This window comes from Colwellia sp. E150_009 (assembly GCF_053543955.1).
Genome location: NZ_JBHFOM010000003.1, coordinates 68,990 through 87,953, shown reverse-complemented (window position 1 = coordinate 87,953; position 18,964 = coordinate 68,990). Strand labels below are relative to the sequence as shown.

General features: G+C 36.0%; 18 protein-coding genes. 1 reads left to right on the top strand and 17 read right to left on the bottom strand.

What is annotated here, in order from left to right:
• Positions 1-69 precede the first annotated feature (69 nt).
• The 5 genes from ACE1OF_RS02460 to rlmD all read right to left on the bottom strand — a co-directional run bounded on the left by ACE1OF_RS02460 (position 70) and on the right by rlmD (position 5,708).
• On the bottom strand, positions 70-525 hold the full coding sequence (locus ACE1OF_RS02460) for a YbaN family protein (protein WP_448892476.1): 456 nt from the start codon (positions 523-525) through the stop codon (positions 70-72).
• Between the two features lie 11 nt (positions 526-536).
• Positions 537-1,118 (bottom strand): RNA methyltransferase, encoded by a 582-nt coding sequence (locus tag ACE1OF_RS02455; RefSeq protein WP_448892605.1) that lies wholly within the window; start codon positions 1,116-1,118, stop codon positions 537-539.
• Between the two features lie 44 nt (positions 1,119-1,162).
• On the bottom strand, positions 1,163-1,975 hold the full coding sequence (gene mazG, locus ACE1OF_RS02450) for a nucleoside triphosphate pyrophosphohydrolase (protein WP_448892474.1): 813 nt from the start codon (positions 1,973-1,975) through the stop codon (positions 1,163-1,165).
• A 42-nt stretch (positions 1,976-2,017) separates the two neighbouring features.
• Positions 2,018-4,210 (bottom strand): GTP diphosphokinase, encoded by a 2,193-nt coding sequence (relA, locus tag ACE1OF_RS02445; protein WP_448892472.1) that lies wholly within the window; start codon positions 4,208-4,210, stop codon positions 2,018-2,020.
• Positions 4,211-4,289: 79 nt separating this feature from the next.
• Positions 4,290-5,708 carry a 23S rRNA (uracil(1939)-C(5))-methyltransferase RlmD gene (gene rlmD, locus ACE1OF_RS02440; RefSeq protein ID WP_448892470.1) on the bottom strand — a complete coding sequence of 473 codons (1,419 nt, stop codon included), beginning with the start codon at positions 5,706-5,708 and terminating at the stop codon, positions 4,290-4,292.
• 207 nt (positions 5,709-5,915) lie between these two features.
• On the opposite strand from rlmD, the gene barA reads away from it, so the two are divergent.
• A complete protein-coding gene (gene barA, locus ACE1OF_RS02435; RefSeq protein ID WP_448892468.1) occupies positions 5,916-8,744 on the top strand; it encodes a two-component sensor histidine kinase BarA in 2,829 nt (942 codons plus the stop codon).
• Between the two features lie 35 nt (positions 8,745-8,779).
• On the opposite strand, the gene ACE1OF_RS02430 is transcribed toward barA, so the two are convergent.
• From ACE1OF_RS02430 to rpoE, 12 genes are all read right to left on the bottom strand, one after another.
• The gene (locus ACE1OF_RS02430; RefSeq protein WP_448892466.1) at positions 8,780-9,028 is read right to left on the bottom strand and encodes a hypothetical protein; all 249 of its coding nucleotides are present in this window, start codon (positions 9,026-9,028) and stop codon (positions 8,780-8,782) included.
• Positions 9,029-9,210: 182 nt separating this feature from the next.
• On the bottom strand, positions 9,211-9,612 hold the full coding sequence (gene acpS, locus ACE1OF_RS02425) for a holo-ACP synthase (RefSeq protein WP_448892465.1): 402 nt from the start codon (positions 9,610-9,612) through the stop codon (positions 9,211-9,213).
• Between the two features lie 90 nt (positions 9,613-9,702).
• Positions 9,703-10,434, bottom strand: a complete 732-nt coding sequence (gene pdxJ, locus ACE1OF_RS02420; RefSeq protein WP_448892463.1) for a pyridoxine 5'-phosphate synthase — start codon at positions 10,432-10,434, stop codon at positions 9,703-9,705.
• Between the two features lie 65 nt (positions 10,435-10,499).
• Complete coding sequence (gene recO / locus ACE1OF_RS02415) at positions 10,500-11,231, bottom strand: DNA repair protein RecO (RefSeq protein WP_448892461.1); 732 nt, start codon at positions 11,229-11,231, stop codon at positions 10,500-10,502.
• A 70-nt stretch (positions 11,232-11,301) separates the two neighbouring features.
• Complete coding sequence (gene era, locus ACE1OF_RS02410; RefSeq protein WP_448892459.1) at positions 11,302-12,213, bottom strand: GTPase Era; 912 nt, start codon at positions 12,211-12,213, stop codon at positions 11,302-11,304.
• Between the two features lie 4 nt (positions 12,214-12,217).
• Complete coding sequence (gene rnc / locus ACE1OF_RS02405) at positions 12,218-12,943, bottom strand: ribonuclease III (RefSeq protein ID WP_448892457.1); 726 nt, start codon at positions 12,941-12,943, stop codon at positions 12,218-12,220.
• A complete protein-coding gene (gene lepB, locus ACE1OF_RS02400) occupies positions 12,943-13,875 on the bottom strand; it encodes a signal peptidase I (RefSeq protein ID WP_448892455.1) in 933 nt (310 codons plus the stop codon). The genes rnc and lepB overlap by 1 nt, the downstream gene beginning before the upstream one ends.
• Positions 13,876-13,973: 98 nt before the next feature.
• The gene (lepA, locus tag ACE1OF_RS02395) at positions 13,974-15,764 is read right to left on the bottom strand and encodes a translation elongation factor 4 (protein WP_448892453.1); all 1,791 of its coding nucleotides are present in this window, start codon (positions 15,762-15,764) and stop codon (positions 13,974-13,976) included.
• Between the two features lie 102 nt (positions 15,765-15,866).
• Positions 15,867-16,358, bottom strand: a complete 492-nt coding sequence (locus tag ACE1OF_RS02390; RefSeq protein ID WP_448892451.1) for a SoxR reducing system RseC family protein — start codon at positions 16,356-16,358, stop codon at positions 15,867-15,869.
• Complete coding sequence (locus ACE1OF_RS02385) at positions 16,358-17,377, bottom strand: MucB/RseB C-terminal domain-containing protein (RefSeq protein ID WP_448892449.1); 1,020 nt, start codon at positions 17,375-17,377, stop codon at positions 16,358-16,360. Before ACE1OF_RS02385 ends, ACE1OF_RS02390 begins: the two co-directional genes overlap by 1 nt.
• Positions 17,378-17,503: 126 nt before the next feature.
• The gene (locus ACE1OF_RS02380) at positions 17,504-18,133 is read right to left on the bottom strand and encodes a sigma-E factor negative regulatory protein (protein WP_448892447.1); all 630 of its coding nucleotides are present in this window, start codon (positions 18,131-18,133) and stop codon (positions 17,504-17,506) included.
• Between the two features lie 90 nt (positions 18,134-18,223).
• Positions 18,224-18,802 carry an RNA polymerase sigma factor RpoE gene (rpoE, locus tag ACE1OF_RS02375; protein WP_448892445.1) on the bottom strand — a complete coding sequence of 193 codons (579 nt, stop codon included), beginning with the start codon at positions 18,800-18,802 and terminating at the stop codon, positions 18,224-18,226.
• Positions 18,803-18,964: the final 162 nt, after the last annotated feature.

Genomic DNA, 18,964 nt, shown 5'->3' with positions numbered 1-18,964 from the left:
TTAATCGACTTGAAATAAAGTAATCCAGCTAAAGCTTTAAATTAAAGAAAAATAGTAATATAACCCGTATCACTTGCTAACAGGTAAGCGCCATAAAAAAATAAAAGGGCCAATTACAAGTGCAACAACCAACAAAGTAAGCATAATGTTTTGCAATAAATAGGACGACCAAACAACTGAAAGAACAATCATTAACAGTGCAACTCTTTTGGCTTTTCGTGGGATACTTCTGTTTTGTTGCCATTCATGAATTAATGGCCCAAAAGTTTTATTGTTCAACAATTTTTGTTGCATTCTAGGTGATGATTTTGCAAAACATGCCGTTGCCATAAGCAAAAACACCGTGGTTGGTAATACGGGTAACATAGCGCCTAATATAGCTAAACCAACACAAAAAATACCCGTAATTTTCCATAGAAAAACTTTAATTTTGCCTCTGGTAGAAACAGGTACAGGGCAGTTACCTGTTACAACATCAGATTTAGTCAGCATCTCTTGCCTTTGTGTTTCTTGGTTTTGATTCACCACTGACCCCGTTATTCGCGCGTCAAGTTCACTTTAACTTTATTGTTTGTATCTCTACTCTTTCGAATCAAGACATTATCACTTTGAATAAGTTTATTGTTCTCACCATCATGGGTGTTCAGCAATGATTTAGCGAGTCTGTCGTACAATAACACATTCACTGATGCTGCTAAATTCATACAACCAACAGTTGGTACATAAACCACCTCATCAGCATAATCTACCATTTTTTGACTAATTGTGCCGTCTTCAGGTCCAAAAACATACAGTGCTTTTTCTGGGTGCTGAAAGTACGGTAATGGTATTGCGCCTTCAACTAAATCTACACAAATAATTTTAGTCTGTTCTGGTAATAAAGCACGTAAGGTTTGCACATTTTCAAAATTATCCGTGGGTTTTAACGGAATTTTATCTCGCGCATTTTTAGTGTCTGTACTATGTTTAGCACCATTATGTTTAGCCGCATTGGCATAACGTTGACCCGTGTAAAGCACTTGATCAACACAATAACACCCTGCTGCCCGCATAACTGCACCAACATTACTCGGGCTTTTAGGGTTTGTTAAGCCAATAGTTATATGGCTGTTTTCCATTTGTAATTCTTTACCTATCGCCATTGTTGATAATAACAATTTACTCATGAATGTTTCTCTTGTGCTTTTACTTGCTGCCAATATTGTTCTAGCTGTTCAAGGCTATGCTGTGAGAAGTCACGCTTAGACTGTAGCACTTGTGCTTCAACACCATGAAAACGTTTAGTAAACTTCTGGTTCGCTTTACGCAATAAGGTTTCTGGGTCTTGCTTAGCATGTCGGCATAAATTGACCACAGCAAACATTAAGTCTCCTAACTCTTCACCTAAAGCATCAGCGTTAATTTCTGGAGCATATAATTCATCCTTAACTTCAAGTACTTCTTCTTCAATTTTAGCAAAAACATCTGCCATATTGTGCCAATCAAAACCAACATGAGAACAGCGTTTTTGTATTTTTGCAGCTTGCGATAAGGCTGGTAGATTTTTAGGAATATCAGCTAAAATACTTAAATTATTTTGATTATTTTTTATTTGACGCTCTTTGATTTTTTCATTTTCCCAGTTAGCTTTAATTTGAGCATCGCTACTAAAATCAGCATGATTAAAAACATGAGGATGGCGACGAATAAGTTTTTCACATACCGCTTCAACGACAGAGTCAAAATCAAACAATTGCTGCTCTTGGCCCAGTTGACTATAAAAAATCACTTGAAACAATAAATCACCTAATTCTTTATTGAGCTCAACAAAATCATGTTGTTCTATGGCATCAACCACTTCATAAGCTTCTTCAATAGTGTGGGCTGTAATTGAAGCAAAATTTTGTTTTAAATCCCATGGGCACCCCGTGTTAGGATCACGTAATTGCGTCATAATCCAACGTAATTTTTCTATTGAAGGTTTAGCATTTAACATTCTTTCTTTTCTCTTTTTTTGTTTAAGACGCTAACAAGGCTGCTATAGTCTTTTCACTTCAACAACATCATCAAGTTGGCGAATTTTCTCCAGCACTCTCATTAATAATTCACTGCTAGTCACTTCCATGGTTATTTTCATACTCATGCTATGTTTTGCTGTGTCAGAGTGACTTTCAATACCAATAATACTCACTTTTTCATTAGCAATGATGGTAGAAATATCACGAAATAACCCTTGGCGATCACTTGCAATGATGAGTGTACTAGCTTGATAACTTTGCTTATCATCAAGCCCCCACTGTACCTCGACAAAGCGTTCAGGTTGATGATCCAATGAGTTAGCTAATTGTTCACAGTCTTGCCTGTGAACAGAAATACCTCTTCCTTGTGTAATAAACCCAGAAATATCATCACCAGGTACAGGCGAGCAACACTTTGCCATATGGGTTAATAAATTGCCAACCCCTGAAACGGTAATACCGTTATCATCGCTTGATGTGTTTTTTCCGACTTGAGGTTCTCTCACTAAACTTTGCGGATCAAGCTCTGGTGTTGGGGTAAATTTATCATCGAGCTGTTTAAAATAGTTAACAACTTGTTGTAAACGTGCATTACCCGAGCCAATAGCTGCATACAAATCGTCAATAGTTTTCACATTAAAATGCGCTGCTGCAGTTTTAAACTGGCTTTGGCTAATTGTTATATCAGTTAATTTTGCTAATTCACTGTCAAGTAATTCTTTACCTTGCGCAAGATGCTTGTCTCGATCTTCAAGTTTAAAAAAGTGCTGTACTTTGGCTCTAGCTCTAGAGGAATAAATATAATGTAAATTGGGATTTAACCAATCACGACTTGGGTTAGGTTGCTTACTCGTTAAAACCTCAACCTGATCACCCGTTTTCAATTTATGAGTAAAAGGGACTATTTTTCCAAAAACTTTAGCACCAATACAGCAATGCCCTACATTAGAATGAATATAATAAGCAAAATCTAACGGGGTTGACCCCATGGGTAAGTCAATAACATCTCCTGATGGCGTAAAGACATAAATGCGGTCTTCAAAAACCTGACTACGCAATTCATCTAACAATTCTCCGCTTTCAGACACATCATCTTGCCATTGTAAAATTTTTCGTAACCAACCTATTTTGTCATCAAAGCTGTTACTTTTTCCAGACGTATTACCTTCTTTATAACGCCAGTGTGCCGCCACCCCTAATTCTGCATCATCATCCATTTGTTGCGTTCTTATTTGAACTTCAACGGATTTACCTTGCGGACCAAGTACAACAGTATGAATTGATTGATAACCATTCGGTTTAGGTGTTGCAACATAATCTGAAAATTCTTTAGATAAATGCTTCCATTGCGTATGCACTACACCCAAAGCAGAGTAACAATCTTGCACCTTTTCAACAACAACACGTACCGCACGAACATCAAAGAGTTGTTCAAAATCTAACGATTTCTGCTGCATTTTCTTCCAAATACTATAAATATGTTTGGGTCTACCGTATACCGTGCCGTTTATGTGTAGTTCTTGCAGCTGTCGATTTAAATTATCAACAAAATCATTCATGTATTGCTCTCGTTCAAGACGAGTTTCATCAAGTAATTTGGCAATTTTTTTATAAACTTGTGGATGAAGATAGCGAAAAGAAATATCTTCTAATTCCCATTTTAATTGTCCGATACCTAATCTATTTGCTAACGGTGCGTAAATATTCGCACTTTCTTTCGCCGCCAACACACGACTTTCTTCATCATTATTTTTTTGCTCTCGTAAATCACATAAGCGTTCAGCTAACTTAATAACAACAGCACGAACATCTTCAACCATCGCCAGCAACATACGGCGAATATTATCAACATTACCCGCACTACTTTGTTGACGTAAGCCTTTAATGGCAGCCATTTTCTCTACACCTTGGCATAGCATGGTAATATCTTTACTAAAGTGATCTTCGACAAACGCTTGTGTTGTTAAATTAGCTTCGAGTATAGGGGTTAAAAACGCTGCAGATAATGAATCAGCATCTAAATTTAAGTTTGAAAGAATTTCAACCATTTCCATTGCTTTGAGCAAATGTATTTCATGCTGTTGATAAAACGGTGCTACCTGCTCCCACAAATGCTCAAGTGCTTGTCGTTTGGCCGCTGATAAAGGTTGTCCTTTTAACCAATGTTTAAAATCGACACTAACAACTTGATGAGACTTCCGCACCGAAACCATGTTATTTCCTTTGTTTTAGCAATGGACTAATATAAAAAATTTTTAAGACTTAAAGCAATCCAACAGTCGATAAGACTGTTTAAGCTATAGACTGCTTAGTAAACAATACCATAGTCTCCACATGCTTTGTTTGAGAAAACATATCAATCAACCCTATTTTTTCAATTTTATACCCATGAGAGAGTAATATTTGACCATCCCTTGCTAACGTCGTTGGTTCGCAGCTCACATATAGAACAGTTTCAATGTCGAGCTCAATCACTTGTTTTACAGCAAACTCTGCTCCTGCTCTAGCTGGGTCTAATAAAACCTTAGTGAACTTATTCTTTGCCCACGTATTTGACAACCACTCGCTATTTAAATCGGCTTGAAAAAATTGACAGTTGTTAATGTTATTAAAGCTAGCATTCGCAATAGCTTTATCTACCATACTCTGTACTCCTTCAACACCAATCACACCGCTAACTTTTTTTGCCAATGGCAGACTGAAATTCCCCAAACCGCAAAATAAATCTAAAACGAGATCATTTTTTTCAGGCGCTAACCATGCCATTGCCTGCTCAACCATAGAATAATTAACCTGCTGGTTAATCTGAATAAAATCAGTAGACTCAAAATTAATTTGAATTTTATCAACCAAACAATAATGTAAGTTATTTTGAATATAGAACGAATTAAGAGGCGTGTTTGTATTCACATCACTATCATTGCTGCTGTTTTCGTTTATAGTCTCGTGAAAAAGAACATGCCACTGATACTTATTTGCATAATTTTGCCATAACTCACGGTCATGATCATTCAGTGTTCGTAGCTGCCTTACTATCAATGTAACTTCTTGTGAAGATTTATTAATATCAACTGCATCAGTACAAATAACTTCAATATGACCTACAGCCTTTTTAACACTTAGCTGATTGATAAGTGCTTTTAATAATGGAAAAATATGCTCTGCTGGTTCTACTAGCACTGGGCAAGATTTAACAGCAACTAACTGATTCGTCGATTTTTGTCTAAAACCAATAGTTGCCTGTGCATTCTTATCAAATTGCACCCCTATTCTCGCTTTACGACGATAATGCCATGGGGAACTCAAAATAGGCGATTGCCAAGGTAATGTATCAAGTATGTTAGCGGTTAATCCAGCCCTAGAAAATAACTCAATAACTTTACTTTGTTTAAAACTGAGCTGTGCAGAGTAATCAAGGTGTTGTAAATCACAACCACCACATACCATAAAATGCTGACACATAGGAGCGACTCTAGTTGGACTAGTTTTGTTAATAATTAATAGTTTTGCAATGCTATACTTATTTTTTTGTTCAAGTAATTTAGCATCGACATTTTCTTGCGGTAAAGAACCATTAACAAACACAGGTTTTTTCTTATAATAAGCAACACCACAACCATTTAAATCTAATTTTTCAATGTTTACTGTAAGTACTTTTTTTTCTTGAATCTTATTTGACTTTTTAGTAGAAACTTTAAAAAAGTTTGCCATGATTGCATACCTAGAATTTGGGTGTTTTGGAAGTTTATTTTTGATTGATATCAAACATTAACGTTGAATTTAACTAAAAAGTGTAATTTAACTGAGCATATGACATTATAGGCTTATCAGGACGATCATTTTACACTAGTTTTAAACTCGTTCCACCTTAAGATACGAGTTTAGGGTAAAACGAGCAAATATTAAGTACCACTGAAAATGCATAAAATAAGCCTCAAAGATTGGGTGATACTACTCACTATTGTACCTACCGCTATTATCAGCTTTGTTATTGCGGGCTATTTTTCTTATAGCCGAAGTATTGAATTAGATGAATTTTTAAATTTAAGAGCTCAAAGTATTATTGAACCTTTAGCCATAACTAGCAAAGATGCGCTGATGAACAATAATAGAGAACAACTGCGAACCATTATAAGTGCGGCACACCGTAGCCAATCTAGTATAATTAAAAGTATTGCAATTTACACATTAGAAAACCAAGTTTTTGTCACTAGCGCCTACAATGACAATATTAACTTAATGCGTATTCGGCCTGATACAAGCATTCCTGTTTTTACGCAATCTGAGCAATCAGACAACTTCATTATATTTCGCACGCCAATTATGAATGAAAAATCAGGCAAAAGCAGTGAAGCGAGTATTCTAGGATACGTTGCTCTTTACATTGACAGAAGCAGAATTAAATTTAAACAACAAAATCAATATATTATTGCATTCTCCATTGCTTCTCTTTGTGTTCTACTAAGCAGTATATTTGCACTTAAATTAATTCAAAATGTTAGTAAACCCATTAACTCTATGGTGCAAGCTATTGATCGACTTCGTGAAGGAAAACTTGAAAGCCGTGTTAGTGGTCGATTAATTGTTGGAGAGTTAAACTTTTTAAAAAAAGGCATTAACGCTATAGCACAATCACTTGCTAATTATCAAAATGAAATGCAGGGCAGTATTGATCAAGCGACCATCGATTTACGTGAAAGTTTAGAACAATACGAGATACAAAACGTTGAATTAAGTATTGCCAAGAAAAAGTCACAAGACGCTAATAAAATAAAATCAGAGTTTTTAGCAAATATGAGTCATGAACTGCGCACACCATTAAATGGTGTGATCGGGTTTACTCGTCAAGTACTGAAAACACCGCTAACTAATTCACAACGAGATTACTTGCAAACCATTGACAGATCGGCCAACAACTTATTAGCTATTATTAATGATATCCTTGACTTTTCCAAGCTTGATGCGGGAAAAATGGTAATAGAAAGTATTCCTTTTTCATTACGCGAATCAATTGAAGAAAGTCTAATTTTACTTGCCCCAAGTGCCCATAAAAAAGAATTAGAATTGTCTGTGAAAATTGATCATGACATCCCTGAAACATTATTGGGCGATGCAATGCGCGTCAAACAAATTATGAGTAACTTGGTTAGTAATGCAATTAAATTTACACAGCGTGGTTCTGTTAATATTGATGTAACATTTAAAATAATTAATGCTAAACGTGCCGCTGTAAAAATAACAATTGCTGATACGGGTATTGGAATGAATGATACCCAACAGCAAGCCATTTTCAAGGCTTTTGCTCAAGCAGACCAAACTATCACACGTTTACATGGCGGAACAGGATTAGGCCTCATTATTTGCCAACGCCTTGCTTATGAAATGAAAGGTGACATAGGGTTCAATTCAAATGAAAATGTGGGGTCAACCTTTTGGTTTGATTTTGAATGTGGTATGAATACCTTACCACTTGTTGGTGAGCTAGAACATCTACGTTTAGCCAATAAATCTATTTTATATTACGAACCTCATCCTCATAGCAGAGCAGCCACTTATGATATGTTGATTAATTGGCAAATGCTGGTGACTCAAGTCGAAAGTAGCAAACAATTAAACAAAATACTTGAGCAAGAAAAAAACAATAAAGACCTACACTTCGATTTTGCATTAATTGGCCACGACCGAGCAACAACGGCACTGAGTGATTTGAAAAAAATTGTTGATAAGGTAAAGCCGCAAATTGCCAACATTCATTTAGCCGTTAATAGTAATTCACCTAGTTTACAAGAAGCATTAATTGCCAGTGGTGCTTTAAGTTGCCTAAGTAAACCAATTACAGCAAACAAACTATACAGCGCCTTATTGGCTGAGCCAGAAAATTTATCAACACCTAACCGCAAAATACTCCCCATAAAAGTACTTGCGGTAGATGACAATGAAGCCAATTTAAAACTAATAAATGCTTTATTGCATGATCAAGTAAGAGAAGTAGTACTTGCTCAAGATGGAGCTAACGCTTTAACATTGTGCCAAAATGAAAATTTTGCATTAATTTTTATGGATATACAAATGCCAGTAATGGACGGTGTTAGCACACTTAAAGCGATAAGAAAAAACTCATGTAATGAAAATACCCCTATTATTGCCGTTACCGCCCATGCATTAAGCGGTGAAAAAGAAAAAATGCGAAAACAAGGGTTTAATGCATATATGACCAAACCTATCGATGAAACTATGCTTAACCATATTATTTATGAATATTGTGATGTAAATTACTTTATCAATAACGCTAAGCAAAATGTTCCTTTGTTATTAGATTCCTCACCAATGCTTGCTCAAGAAACTGTGATTGAATCACCTCAAGCAACATATCAAAACACCAATAATATAAACGTGATTGATTGGCAACTAGCGTTAAAAAGAACGGGTGGTAAAGAAGATTTAGCAAAAGAGATGTTAGTTGGTTTGTTAGACAGCTTGCCTGAAAGCAAAGACAGTATTACTCATGCCTTAACAAAACAAAACAATGTAGAATTAAAACGCTTAATACATAAATTAAATGGGGCGTGTTGTTATACTGGGGTACCAAACTTAGCCAGCGTTTGCCAAGAAATTGAAACGCAATTAAAAAAAGATGTAGCAATAAAGGATTTAGAACCAGAATTTTTAGAGTTTTTTGAACAAGTTACGCTAGTTTTAGCGCAAGCTCCTACAATACTTGAAACGCTAAATAATAATAAGACATAGATAAAAATATTCGTCTTAAATATTAATAACGGCTATTAATTGCGAATTTTGATATTAGGGGATGTATTAATATCGCCGTCTTCCGTAATAACAGCAACACCTGAGCTACAAGTAAGTACAGCTAAGCTATGTCCTTCTTCATTACGAACAAACGCTACCTCATAACCAAACTTACCTAGACTACTTGCTGAAAATTTTTGCGCTAACGAAAGCTTATTCCACCACACAGACTGTTCGGGTAAGCTTTGGCGCCTTTCGAGCATAGGGTTTTCTTCTGCTTGCATGACAATTCCTTATTAAACATCTTTAATACAACAAATAATCAAAATAAAAAACTAAAAATTCACCAATTTTAGCTTAAATGACTACAACTAAAGCACAGAGCATCGCTAATACTATTACACAATTATTCGTACACAACAAGTATAGTACAAAAATTAAACAATCAAGAAAAAAACGATCTTTTTTAATCTGCTTTTGAAAGCGTTACAAAAGCCGTTGCATAACGTCTTTCATCTGCAAGTGATATATGCCATTGGTTTGCTTTTTGTGCTTGCGCAAGTGCTAAAGCTTTACCTGACAATGTTAAAGTTGGTTGACCAGATTCAAGGTTTTTAATCTCAATATGCTGAAACGAAACCCCTGCCGCAATACCAGTACCTAATGCTTTAGATGTGGCTTCTTTGCCTGCCCAACGTTTAGCAAGGTAACGCACAGCATTGTGTTCCGCTTTTGCTTTAAGTACAACATAATGTTGGTATTCATCTGACGTCAACACACGCACAGCCAAGCGTTCCCGCGTGTTGTCGGGCATAACTATAATACGATCTATTTCAATAATATCTGTGCCAATACCAACAATGGACATACAAAACCTTTTAAGATGAGAATACCCAAACCATATCAATCAACAAGATGGCTTGAGTATAACTAATACAACTAATACAACTAATGAGATTTACTGCCTTGCTTCTCTCATCAATGCCTTCATATCTCTCACGGCTTTATCAAGTCCGTCAATAGCAGCTCGTGCAATAATTGCGTGGCCAATATTTAATTCAATAATCTCTTTAATTGCCGCAATGGGTTTAACATTAAAGTAATTCAAACCGTGACCCGCATTCACTTTTAACCCTAGGCTATGTGCATATTGAATACCTTCAATTAAGCGTGCTAATTCAGCCTGCTGAGTCGACTCATTAGTTGCATCAGCATATTGGCCTGTATGTATTTCAATATAAGGTGCACCACTTGCTAAAGCAGCATCAATTTGATTTTTGTCTGCATCAATAAATAAACTCACTTGTGTTCCTACTGCGGCAATTTTCTTAACTGCAGCTGTAACTTTACTGAGTTGCCCTGCTACATCTAGGCCCCCTTCAGTGGTTAGCTCTTCTCTTTTTTCTGGAACTAAACAACAAAAGGCTGGCTTAACCTCGCACGCAATAGCAATCATCTCGTCGGTAACAGCCATTTCAAAATTCATACGGGTATGCAAGGTCTGTTTTAATACGTGAATATCGCGATCTTGTATATGACGTCTATCTTCACGTAAGTGCACCGTAATACCATCAGCACCAGCGTGCTCTGCAACACTTGCAGCATAAACAGGATCAGGAAAATTTGTGCCTCTAGCTTGGCGTAATGTTGCAATGTGATCAACATTTACACCCAATAGTAATTCATTCATTTTGTTCTCTCTTATTCTTTGTAACTGTTTAACCCGACTATGATTTGACCGATTAACGCTTTTAATCATGAGCTTTTTTCAAAGAGTTTACGACTATGCAAGGGTTTTCCGTCAAGGAGGTGATTGAGTACATTTCGCATTAATAATTTAAATGTTTGCTCAGCCTCATTTTCTATTAACGCTTTACCATGGTGAATATAATGCGCTATATCTTGCAAGTGCGCTACTTTAAACCAAGGGGTTGTAATATTTGAAACCGAATAATTATAAGCAGGTATAAAGCCTTCATCTGCGATATAGTAAAAGCCAATAATATTATCATTGCCTCTGTTTAATACTGGACTAAAATCAAAAGATAACCCCAATTCAGCTAGTAGGGATAGTTCAAACTGCCTTAACTGAGGTGCTATCGGTAAATCCTTAGCTAATGAAGCAAGTGTTAGCTGATATTGTTTAAACAACCCATCACAAACAATATCATTAGTTAATAAACGCACCAAAAGTTCGTTTATATAAAAGCCACAATATAGTCTGTTTTTACTTAAAGGGTAGGAGTTACCAGTCGACTCAATTACCGTGATTCTTTTTAAGCCAGAATCATTCCCCTTATACATCAACTTTAAGGGTAAAAAGGGTTGAATCATTCCCTTTTTAATTGAACGTTTCGATTGCCCTACATAAACTAGCGCTAAAACTTTTCCTTCGTCTTCGGTTAAAAGTTCAACCAGTTGCTGGTTCTCTTTAAATGGACGAGAATGAAGGACAAAAGCATGTTGTTCTACCAAAATATTTGACATAGTTTGTCTGTTATATTTATGTGTAACTTAATATTGTATATTAGCTAGCATAAAAGATCGTATCGTTTGATTAACCAGAGTAATCATCACCATAACCAAGACTGCGTAATGCGCGTTCGTCATCAGCCCAACCTGATTTAACTTTTACCCAGGTTTCTAAAAACACTTTACTGTCAAACAAGTTTTCCATATCACGCCTTGCTTCTTGTCCAATGGTTTTCAAACGTTCACCCTTATTACCAATTACCATACGTTTTTGGCTATCACGTTCAACAAGTATCAAGGCATTAATATGAATAACACCTTTATCATCCATTTTAAACTGTTCAATTTCAACCGTAGTTGAATAGGGTAATTCATCCCCAGTAAAGCGAATCAGTTTTTCTCTTATAATTTCAGACGCCATAAAACGACTTGATCTATCGGTAATATGATCTTCAGGAAACCAGAAATCACTTTCTGGTAAACTTTCTAAACAAAGTTTTCTTATGGTATCTACACCCTGACCTTTACTGGCAGAAATAGGAACAATGTCAGTAAAATCATACATTGCACCAAGTTTTTGTAGTTGCGGCAATAAATCATCTTTATCGGTAATATTATCTATTTTGTTAACCACTAAAATACAAGGAGAGCCACTTTTTTTGATTTTATTAAGTACTAGCTCATCATCAGGTGTCCAATGAGTTCCCTCGACCAAAAACACAATTAACTCAACTTCAGCAATAGAACTTGTAGCAGCGCGATTCATTAAACGGTTAATTGCTCTTTTTTCTTCCGAATGTAAGCCTGGTGTATCAACTAAAATAGCCTGTTTATTTTCATGCGTAAGAATGCCTAAAATACGATGACGAGTTGTTTGTGGCTTGCGTGACGTGATACTAATTTTTTGACCGAGTAAAGCATTAAGTAATGTTGACTTACCCACATTAGGGCGGCCAACAATGGCTATTAACCCTGCATGGGTAGATATATGATTCATTGACTTATTTTACCTTAGTTTTTTGCTTAGTATTAGCTTGTTCTAATTCCATTAACACCTGATGCGCAGCGGCCTGCTCTGCTTTTCTTCGACTAGTGCCTTTAGCGACTATCTCGGTGTCAACAACCTCTGTTACACAACTTACTGTAAACTGTTGGTTATGTGACTGACCACTAGTATCAATAACATCATAAACTGGTAACGGAATTTTCCGTCCTTGTAAGTATTCTTGTAAACGTGTTTTAGGATCTTTTTGCTCATGTCCGGGCTTAATAGAACTCAGTCTTTTGGCAAACCATTTTAAAATCAACTCTTTACATTGAGTTATATTAGAATCTAGGTAAACAGCGCCAATAATAGCTTCGATAGCATCTTCTAAAATAGATTCTCGCCTATGCCCGCCGCTTTTCAGTTCGCCAGGCCCTAAAATAAGGTATTCACCCAAATTAAAATCTCGACCTATTTCTGCTAACGTTACCCCTTTCACTAAGCTAGAGCGCATTCGAGTTAAATCACCTTCGTCGTGCTTAGGAAATTTTTCAAACAAAGCTTCTGCAATCACAAAACCTAAAATAGAATCACCTAAAAACTCTAGTCGTTCATTGTGTTGCCCTTTTGCACTACGGTGTGTTAACGCTTGAATCAATAATTCAGGTTGCTCAAAACTATAACCTATCTTTTTTGATAAGCGGTTAACAGTAATAGGATTAACTTGACTTTTATTAGCCATTAGTTGATTGCACCAATGCGCTCAAAGCGAACATTTGTTGGAATCCAATGGGGTAACATACTATCTTCTGTACGGTCAAAATCAAAACTCATCCAAATAGCAACAGCTTGCCCTACTAAGTTTTCTTCAGGAACAAATCCCCAGAAACGTCCATCTAATGAATTATCTCGATTATCTCCCATCACAAAATAATGTCCTGCAGGCACTAAAAATTCATCTTGCGCTGTACCCGACTGTTGAAAATAATGACGTGTTCTTGGCAACGTATTTTGATCATTCAAAATATTATGCGTTTTATTAAACATAACCGCTTCAAATTGATTCATGCCATCTTGTGCGTCAGGACCTTCATATTTATTAGTAAAGGTATTCACAATTTGTACAAAATCGGGACATTGGGCGTCAGATTCTTTACATGCTTGCTTAATATACAACGATTTATTTCGGTAAATAATACGATCACCTGGTAAGCCAATAACCCGTTTAATATAATCCACGCGTGGATCTTGAGGGTATTTAAATACAACGACATCACCACGTTCAGGTGAAGCGACTTCAAAAAACTTTTTTCGAGCAACGGGATCACGTAAACCATAATTGTATTTATTCACTAAAATAAAATCACCATCAAGCAATGTTGGCATCATTGAGCCTGAAGGTATTTGGAAAGGTTCATAGAGAAAAGAACGTAAAACTAAAACAAAAGCGATAACCGGAAAAATCTGCACTGAGGTATCAACTAAAGGTGCTGGTTCCATCAAGGCTGTAATAGTTTCTGCGGGTAATTCAATACCACTTTTTTCTTTTGCTGTGGTTTGTGCTTCGATAACTTTTAATCTACGTTGTGGTGCTAAATAAAACTTATCAGCAAACCATACAATGCCTGTAATAACAGTAATCGCAACTAAGATAATTGAAAAATAAACAGCCATAGGATTCCTATTCTTAATGAGTATTGTATAAAGATAAAATCAAGTTATATAAAGGTTAGCTAACTTTAATTTAATGTTTATACCTTTTATTTTCTTTATTATTTATCTAATTTAAGTACTGCTAAAAACGCTTCTTGAGGTACTTCTACATTACCTACTTGTTTCATACGTTTTTTACCTTCTTTTTGCTTCTGTAGTAATTTTTTCTTACGACTAACATCACCACCATAACATTTAGCCGTTACGTTTTTACGTAATTGTTTTACTGTTGTTCTTGCAATAACGTTATTGCCAATAGCCGCTTGAATAGCAATATCAAACATTTGACGATGAATGAGTTCTTTTAGTTTATCCACTAATAGTCTTCCACGAGCCACTGAATTTGCTCTATGGGTGATCATGGCTAAAGCGTCTACTCTATCACCATTAATCATAACATCAACACGTACCATATCTGCTGCCTCAAAACGCACAAAATGATAATCAAGTGAAGCGTAACCACGGCTGGTTGATTTTAATTTATCAAAAAAGTCCATAACGACTTCGGCCATAGGCAATTCATATGTTACGGCAACTTGATTTCCATGATAAATAATATCTTTTTGCACACCACGTTTTTCAATACATAACGTAATAACGCTCCCTAAATATTCTTGAGGAACTAAAATATTCGCTTGCACAATAGGCTCTCGAATTTCATCTATATTATTAATCGCGGGTAAGTCCGACGGATTATCAATAGACAAAATATCGCCATTGGTACAAGCTATTTCATAATTTACCGTTGGTGCCGTTGTAATTAAATCAAGGTCATATTCACGTGCTAAACGCTCTTGAATAATTTCCATGTGCAACATGCCAAGGAAGCCTATACGGAAGCCAAAGCCCAAAGCTGACGAGTTTTCAGGTTCGAAAAACAACGACGCATCGTTAAGACTTAATTTATTAAGCGCATCACGAAAATTTTCATACTCATCTGAGCTAATAGGAAAAATACCAGCATACACTTGTGGTTGAGCTTTTTTAAAGCCAGGTAACGGAGATGACGTTTCTTTTTTACTGATTGTGATGGTATCGCCAACAGGAGCACCATGAATTTCTTTAATGCCTGCAATAACAAACCCTACTTCACCTGCTCTTAACACTTTTGTTTCAATTTGCTTAGGGGTAAATATTCCAACTTTATCAACTTGGTGAACCTGTCCGGTAGACATCACCAACATCTTATCGCCTTTTTTAATTTCCCCATTAATTAACCTTACCAAAGAAACCACACCTTGGTAATTATCAAACCATGAATCAACAATTAGGGCTTGTAACGGGGCGTCATATTCCCCTTTAGGTGCAGGAATATTTTTAACAATGGTTTCTAAAACATCTTCAATACCAACACCTGTTTTTGCTGAACAGGTAACTGCGTCAGTAGCATCAATACCAATAATGTTTTCAATTTCTTCACTAACACGGATAGGATCAGCTTGCGGTAAATCTATTTTATTCAAAATAGGTAGAACTTCTAAATCCATTTCTATCGCAGTATAACAGTTGGCAACGGTTTGGGCTTCAACCCCTTGTCCCGCATCTACAACAAGTAAAGCGCCTTCGCACGAGGCTAAAGAACGAGACACCTCATAAGAAAAATCTACATGGCCAGGTGTATCAATAAAATTTAATTGATAAATTTCACCATCTTTTGCTTGATAGTCTAAGGTAACACTTTGTGATTTAATGGTAATACCACGCTCACGCTCAAGATCCATTGAATCAAGTACTTGCGCCTCCATTTCACGTTCTTGCAAACCTCCACAATGTTGAATTAGACGATCTGAAAGCGTAGATTTACCGTGATCGATGTGAGCAATGATTGAGAAGTTACGTATGTTTTTCATAAAGGACTATTCAGAGTAAAAGTGATTAATTCAAAAGTGGCGTGATTTTAACGAATTTAGCGCCTTGGGGCTATCTTTTGTTGATACTTTTAAAAATAGCATCTAGTCTGAGCTTAGAGTATTTACATCAATAGGTTTAGCCAATACCTTTAAAATTTCAGGTTGTAGGCTGTTTTGTTTACTTGAATTGCTTTGTAAGCGTTTGGCTACCCGATAACCTAAGTAACCACCAACAAGCCCTAAAGCAACCCCAACGAGTTCATGAGACAGTATACTTTCTTGTAATAACCACTGACCTAATGCTGAAAAAGAAAAAAGTCCAAACACAGGTAATAAGTAAACTTGCCATGCACTATGCAAAACATTGCCGTCAGGCACAGTTAAAACAACACAATCACCTATATTGATAGTTGTACTTTCCATCAACTTAGGTTTTGTTAGTGTAAAAGATAATGTTTTTTTGGGAATGGCTTTAGCAACTTGCCCACTAGCACAAGTATCAACCTGTGAGCAGCTATTACATGTTGATTTTATTTTGCTAACCATTGTAATGTTTTCATTATCAATAGCTGTGACTGTTGCTAATTCTTCCATTAGTGCACAGAAAGCTTACGATTAAAAGTTACAGAGTTAACAATTTTTTCAGCCGTTTCTAATGGAATTTTACCAACAACACTGACTTCAATATTACTGATAACCTGACTTAACACTATTGTTGCACCATCACTGGCAAATTCTATTGCTCTTTGCTTTTCTTTACTTGGATTCACATAAACAGAAATATCAACTAATCCATCGTTAAACAACATAAATTCAACCGCTTGTTTACTGTTGTTAATTCTATGTCTATCCGATTTTACAGGTTCAAAACCGTTAGGTAGCCAATTAACCTGCCACATTAAATCTGTGTATTCCTGTTGTGATGTAACATCAATTATTTGTGGTAACTCAGCCAATTGCAGTTGTTTTAAATTTTCAGATATAGTGTCTGTAATATCTAAGTGCGTAAATTGAATTTGTTCAAGGAGTTTACCTTCTCGCGTGATTACTGCCAGCTTAAGCAGTAAACTACTTTCTTGGTCCAACCAAAGCCAATACCCATAACGATGGCTGTCTTTGGGAACAATACGAATGAGTTGAGCCGCTCGTCCTAGTATTCTGTTTTTTCCTACCGATACAAAATGATAATTATTTTCTAATATACTGATATCTTGACCAAAAACAGAGGGTATTGGGCCACTAATCTGTTCTGAACTAATAGAATAAGGGGCATATTCTGGCTCTATATAACTCACAGTATTATTAATACGCAAAATATCTCTACGAGGTCCATTAAGTAAGGCTAATATTTCAAGTTCTATATTTTCCGTTAATTTTCCATCTGCGCTAACTTGTTCTTCAACAATACCATGAAGCCAATGATAAGGCTCTGCTTGATTGTTTTTAACAACAACAAATGATGTATTAAAGTTTACTTGGCGCAGCGATTTAGATAATCGTTCTAATAGTTGCTTTGCCTCTTCGGGATCAGCGGAAAAGGCCGAAAAGCTAATGAAAAAGCTTGCGATACAAATAAAGATACTAGCAAAACGGGATGATGCAATTGATTTCATATTGACTCGAAAGTATAAGCTTTGAAAAGCAAATAACTTATTATACTTAAGTTATTTGCTTTTCATATAGTAGGTAAGTTTACGAAGCATAAATAAGTCATGGTTGTTCAGTTTGGAAAAATTTAATTAGTTTGATTTTTCTGACTCTACCTCTGTTTCCATAAGTGACTTTTGCTCATCAATTTTTTTTACTGCGCTAAGTTTAACTTGTTGTTGGTGGTCTGAAAGCAATGCTTGAAAACGTCTTTGTTGTTCAATTCTTTGCTCTAATGCTGCTTGTTGTTGTGATTGGGTATTTTGTTGATAATTAAAACTAACGGGATTAGCAAAACCACCTAATGGTGTCGTTTGTACTATTTGACTAGGAGTAATTATTTCATCGGTATCAGCGGTATTTTGTTGTACACCAACAATCATTAAACCCGCGGCAGAGGCGGCAATAGCTAATTGTCCGACGGGTTTCATCAACTGAATAACTTTGGCTTTAAAAGCACCAGAAACTTTACGTTTAGCTGTACTTGGGGCAAGTATGGTAGGTTCATTTGCAATAGCGTCAGCAATTTCTGTCGATAAATCTAATTGTAACGTTTGTGGTATTTCATTACGCATAACATCACCAATCAAATGGTAGTTCTGCCATGTATTTGCTAAGTTTTCATCCTTAAGCATGTCTTCAATAGTTTGTTCTGATGTTTGATCGGAAATACGATAATTATCAACCATCGAAGAAATTGTCTCAAACTTACTTTCACTCATACTTTAACCTTTTAATTTGTACTTTACTTAGTACTTAACATCGACAAACTTACGTTTAACGCTTCGTCTTTACTAGTAATAATATGTTAACTATTTCATTAGTAAAGGCGTAATTTTTTTATCTATGGCATCACGAGCTCTAAAAATTCGCGAACGTACTGTTCCTACAGGACATTCCATAATAACGGCTATTTCTTCGTAACTTAACCCTTCGATTTCTCGAAAGTTTATGGCAATCCTCAAATCATCTGGCAATTGCGCTATTGTATCAAAAACAACTTTTTTAATTTCTTGGGTTAGCAGTATTTTTTCTGGAGAAGCATTTTCTCTTAATGCATCGCCGCCATCATAAAATTCTGCATCTTCCACTTCAACATCATTACTCGGTGGTTTACGTCCTAAAGCTACACTGTGATTTTTTGCACAGTTTACCGCAATACGGTATAGCCAAGTGTAAAACGCGCTTTCCCCTCTAAAATTGGGTAAAGCTCGATACGCTTTTATAAATGTCTCTTGTACTATGTCAGGCACATCACTGTGATTACTGACATAACGCGACACTAAATTAGCCACTTTATGTTGATATTTCGTTACTAACAGGTTGAAGGCACTTTTATCGCCTTGCTGTACCCGCTCAACCAAGTTTTGGTCGACGTTCTGTTCGCTCATTTGAGCCATTTCTCCTAAGTATACCCTGTAAAATTTCAGAGTAAAAAAACACTTTACACATTTGGCTCATAACAAACGCATTAATTAAGACTACACATTTTAACAAAAGTTCTTTTTAATTTTACTTTTTTCATATTTTAACCTTATTAACGCTTGTTAACT

Coding starts and splice junctions, on each gene's coding strand:
- ACE1OF_RS02455 (WP_448892605.1), bottom strand. CDS start 1,118: ATGGAAAACAGCCATATAACTATTGGCTTAACAAACCCTAAAAGCCCG.
- mazG (WP_448892474.1), bottom strand. CDS start 1,975: ATGTTAAATGCTAAACCTTCAATAGAAAAATTACGTTGGATTATGACG.
- relA (WP_448892472.1), bottom strand. CDS start 4,210: ATGGTTTCGGTGCGGAAGTCTCATCAAGTTGTTAGTGTCGATTTTAAA.
- rlmD (WP_448892470.1), bottom strand. CDS start 5,708: ATGGCAAACTTTTTTAAAGTTTCTACTAAAAAGTCAAATAAGATTCAA.
- barA (WP_448892468.1), top strand. CDS start 5,916: ATGCATAAAATAAGCCTCAAAGATTGGGTGATACTACTCACTATTGTA.
- ACE1OF_RS02430 (WP_448892466.1), bottom strand. CDS start 9,028: ATGCAAGCAGAAGAAAACCCTATGCTCGAAAGGCGCCAAAGCTTACCC.
- acpS (WP_448892465.1), bottom strand. CDS start 9,612: ATGTCCATTGTTGGTATTGGCACAGATATTATTGAAATAGATCGTATT.
- pdxJ (WP_448892463.1), bottom strand. CDS start 10,434: ATGAATGAATTACTATTGGGTGTAAATGTTGATCACATTGCAACATTA.
- recO (WP_448892461.1), bottom strand. CDS start 11,231: ATGTCAAATATTTTGGTAGAACAACATGCTTTTGTCCTTCATTCTCGT.
- era (WP_448892459.1), bottom strand. CDS start 12,213: ATGAATCATATATCTACCCATGCAGGGTTAATAGCCATTGTTGGCCGC.
- rnc (WP_448892457.1), bottom strand. CDS start 12,943: ATGGCTAATAAAAGTCAAGTTAATCCTATTACTGTTAACCGCTTATCA.
- lepB (WP_448892455.1), bottom strand. CDS start 13,875: ATGGCTGTTTATTTTTCAATTATCTTAGTTGCGATTACTGTTATTACA.
- lepA (WP_448892453.1), bottom strand. CDS start 15,764: ATGAAAAACATACGTAACTTCTCAATCATTGCTCACATCGATCACGGT.
- ACE1OF_RS02390 (WP_448892451.1), bottom strand. CDS start 16,358: ATGGAAGAATTAGCAACAGTCACAGCTATTGATAATGAAAACATTACA.
- ACE1OF_RS02385 (WP_448892449.1), bottom strand. CDS start 17,377: ATGAAATCAATTGCATCATCCCGTTTTGCTAGTATCTTTATTTGTATC.
- ACE1OF_RS02380 (WP_448892447.1), bottom strand. CDS start 18,133: ATGAGTGAAAGTAAGTTTGAGACAATTTCTTCGATGGTTGATAATTAT.
- rpoE (WP_448892445.1), bottom strand. CDS start 18,802: ATGAGCGAACAGAACGTCGACCAAAACTTGGTTGAGCGGGTACAGCAA.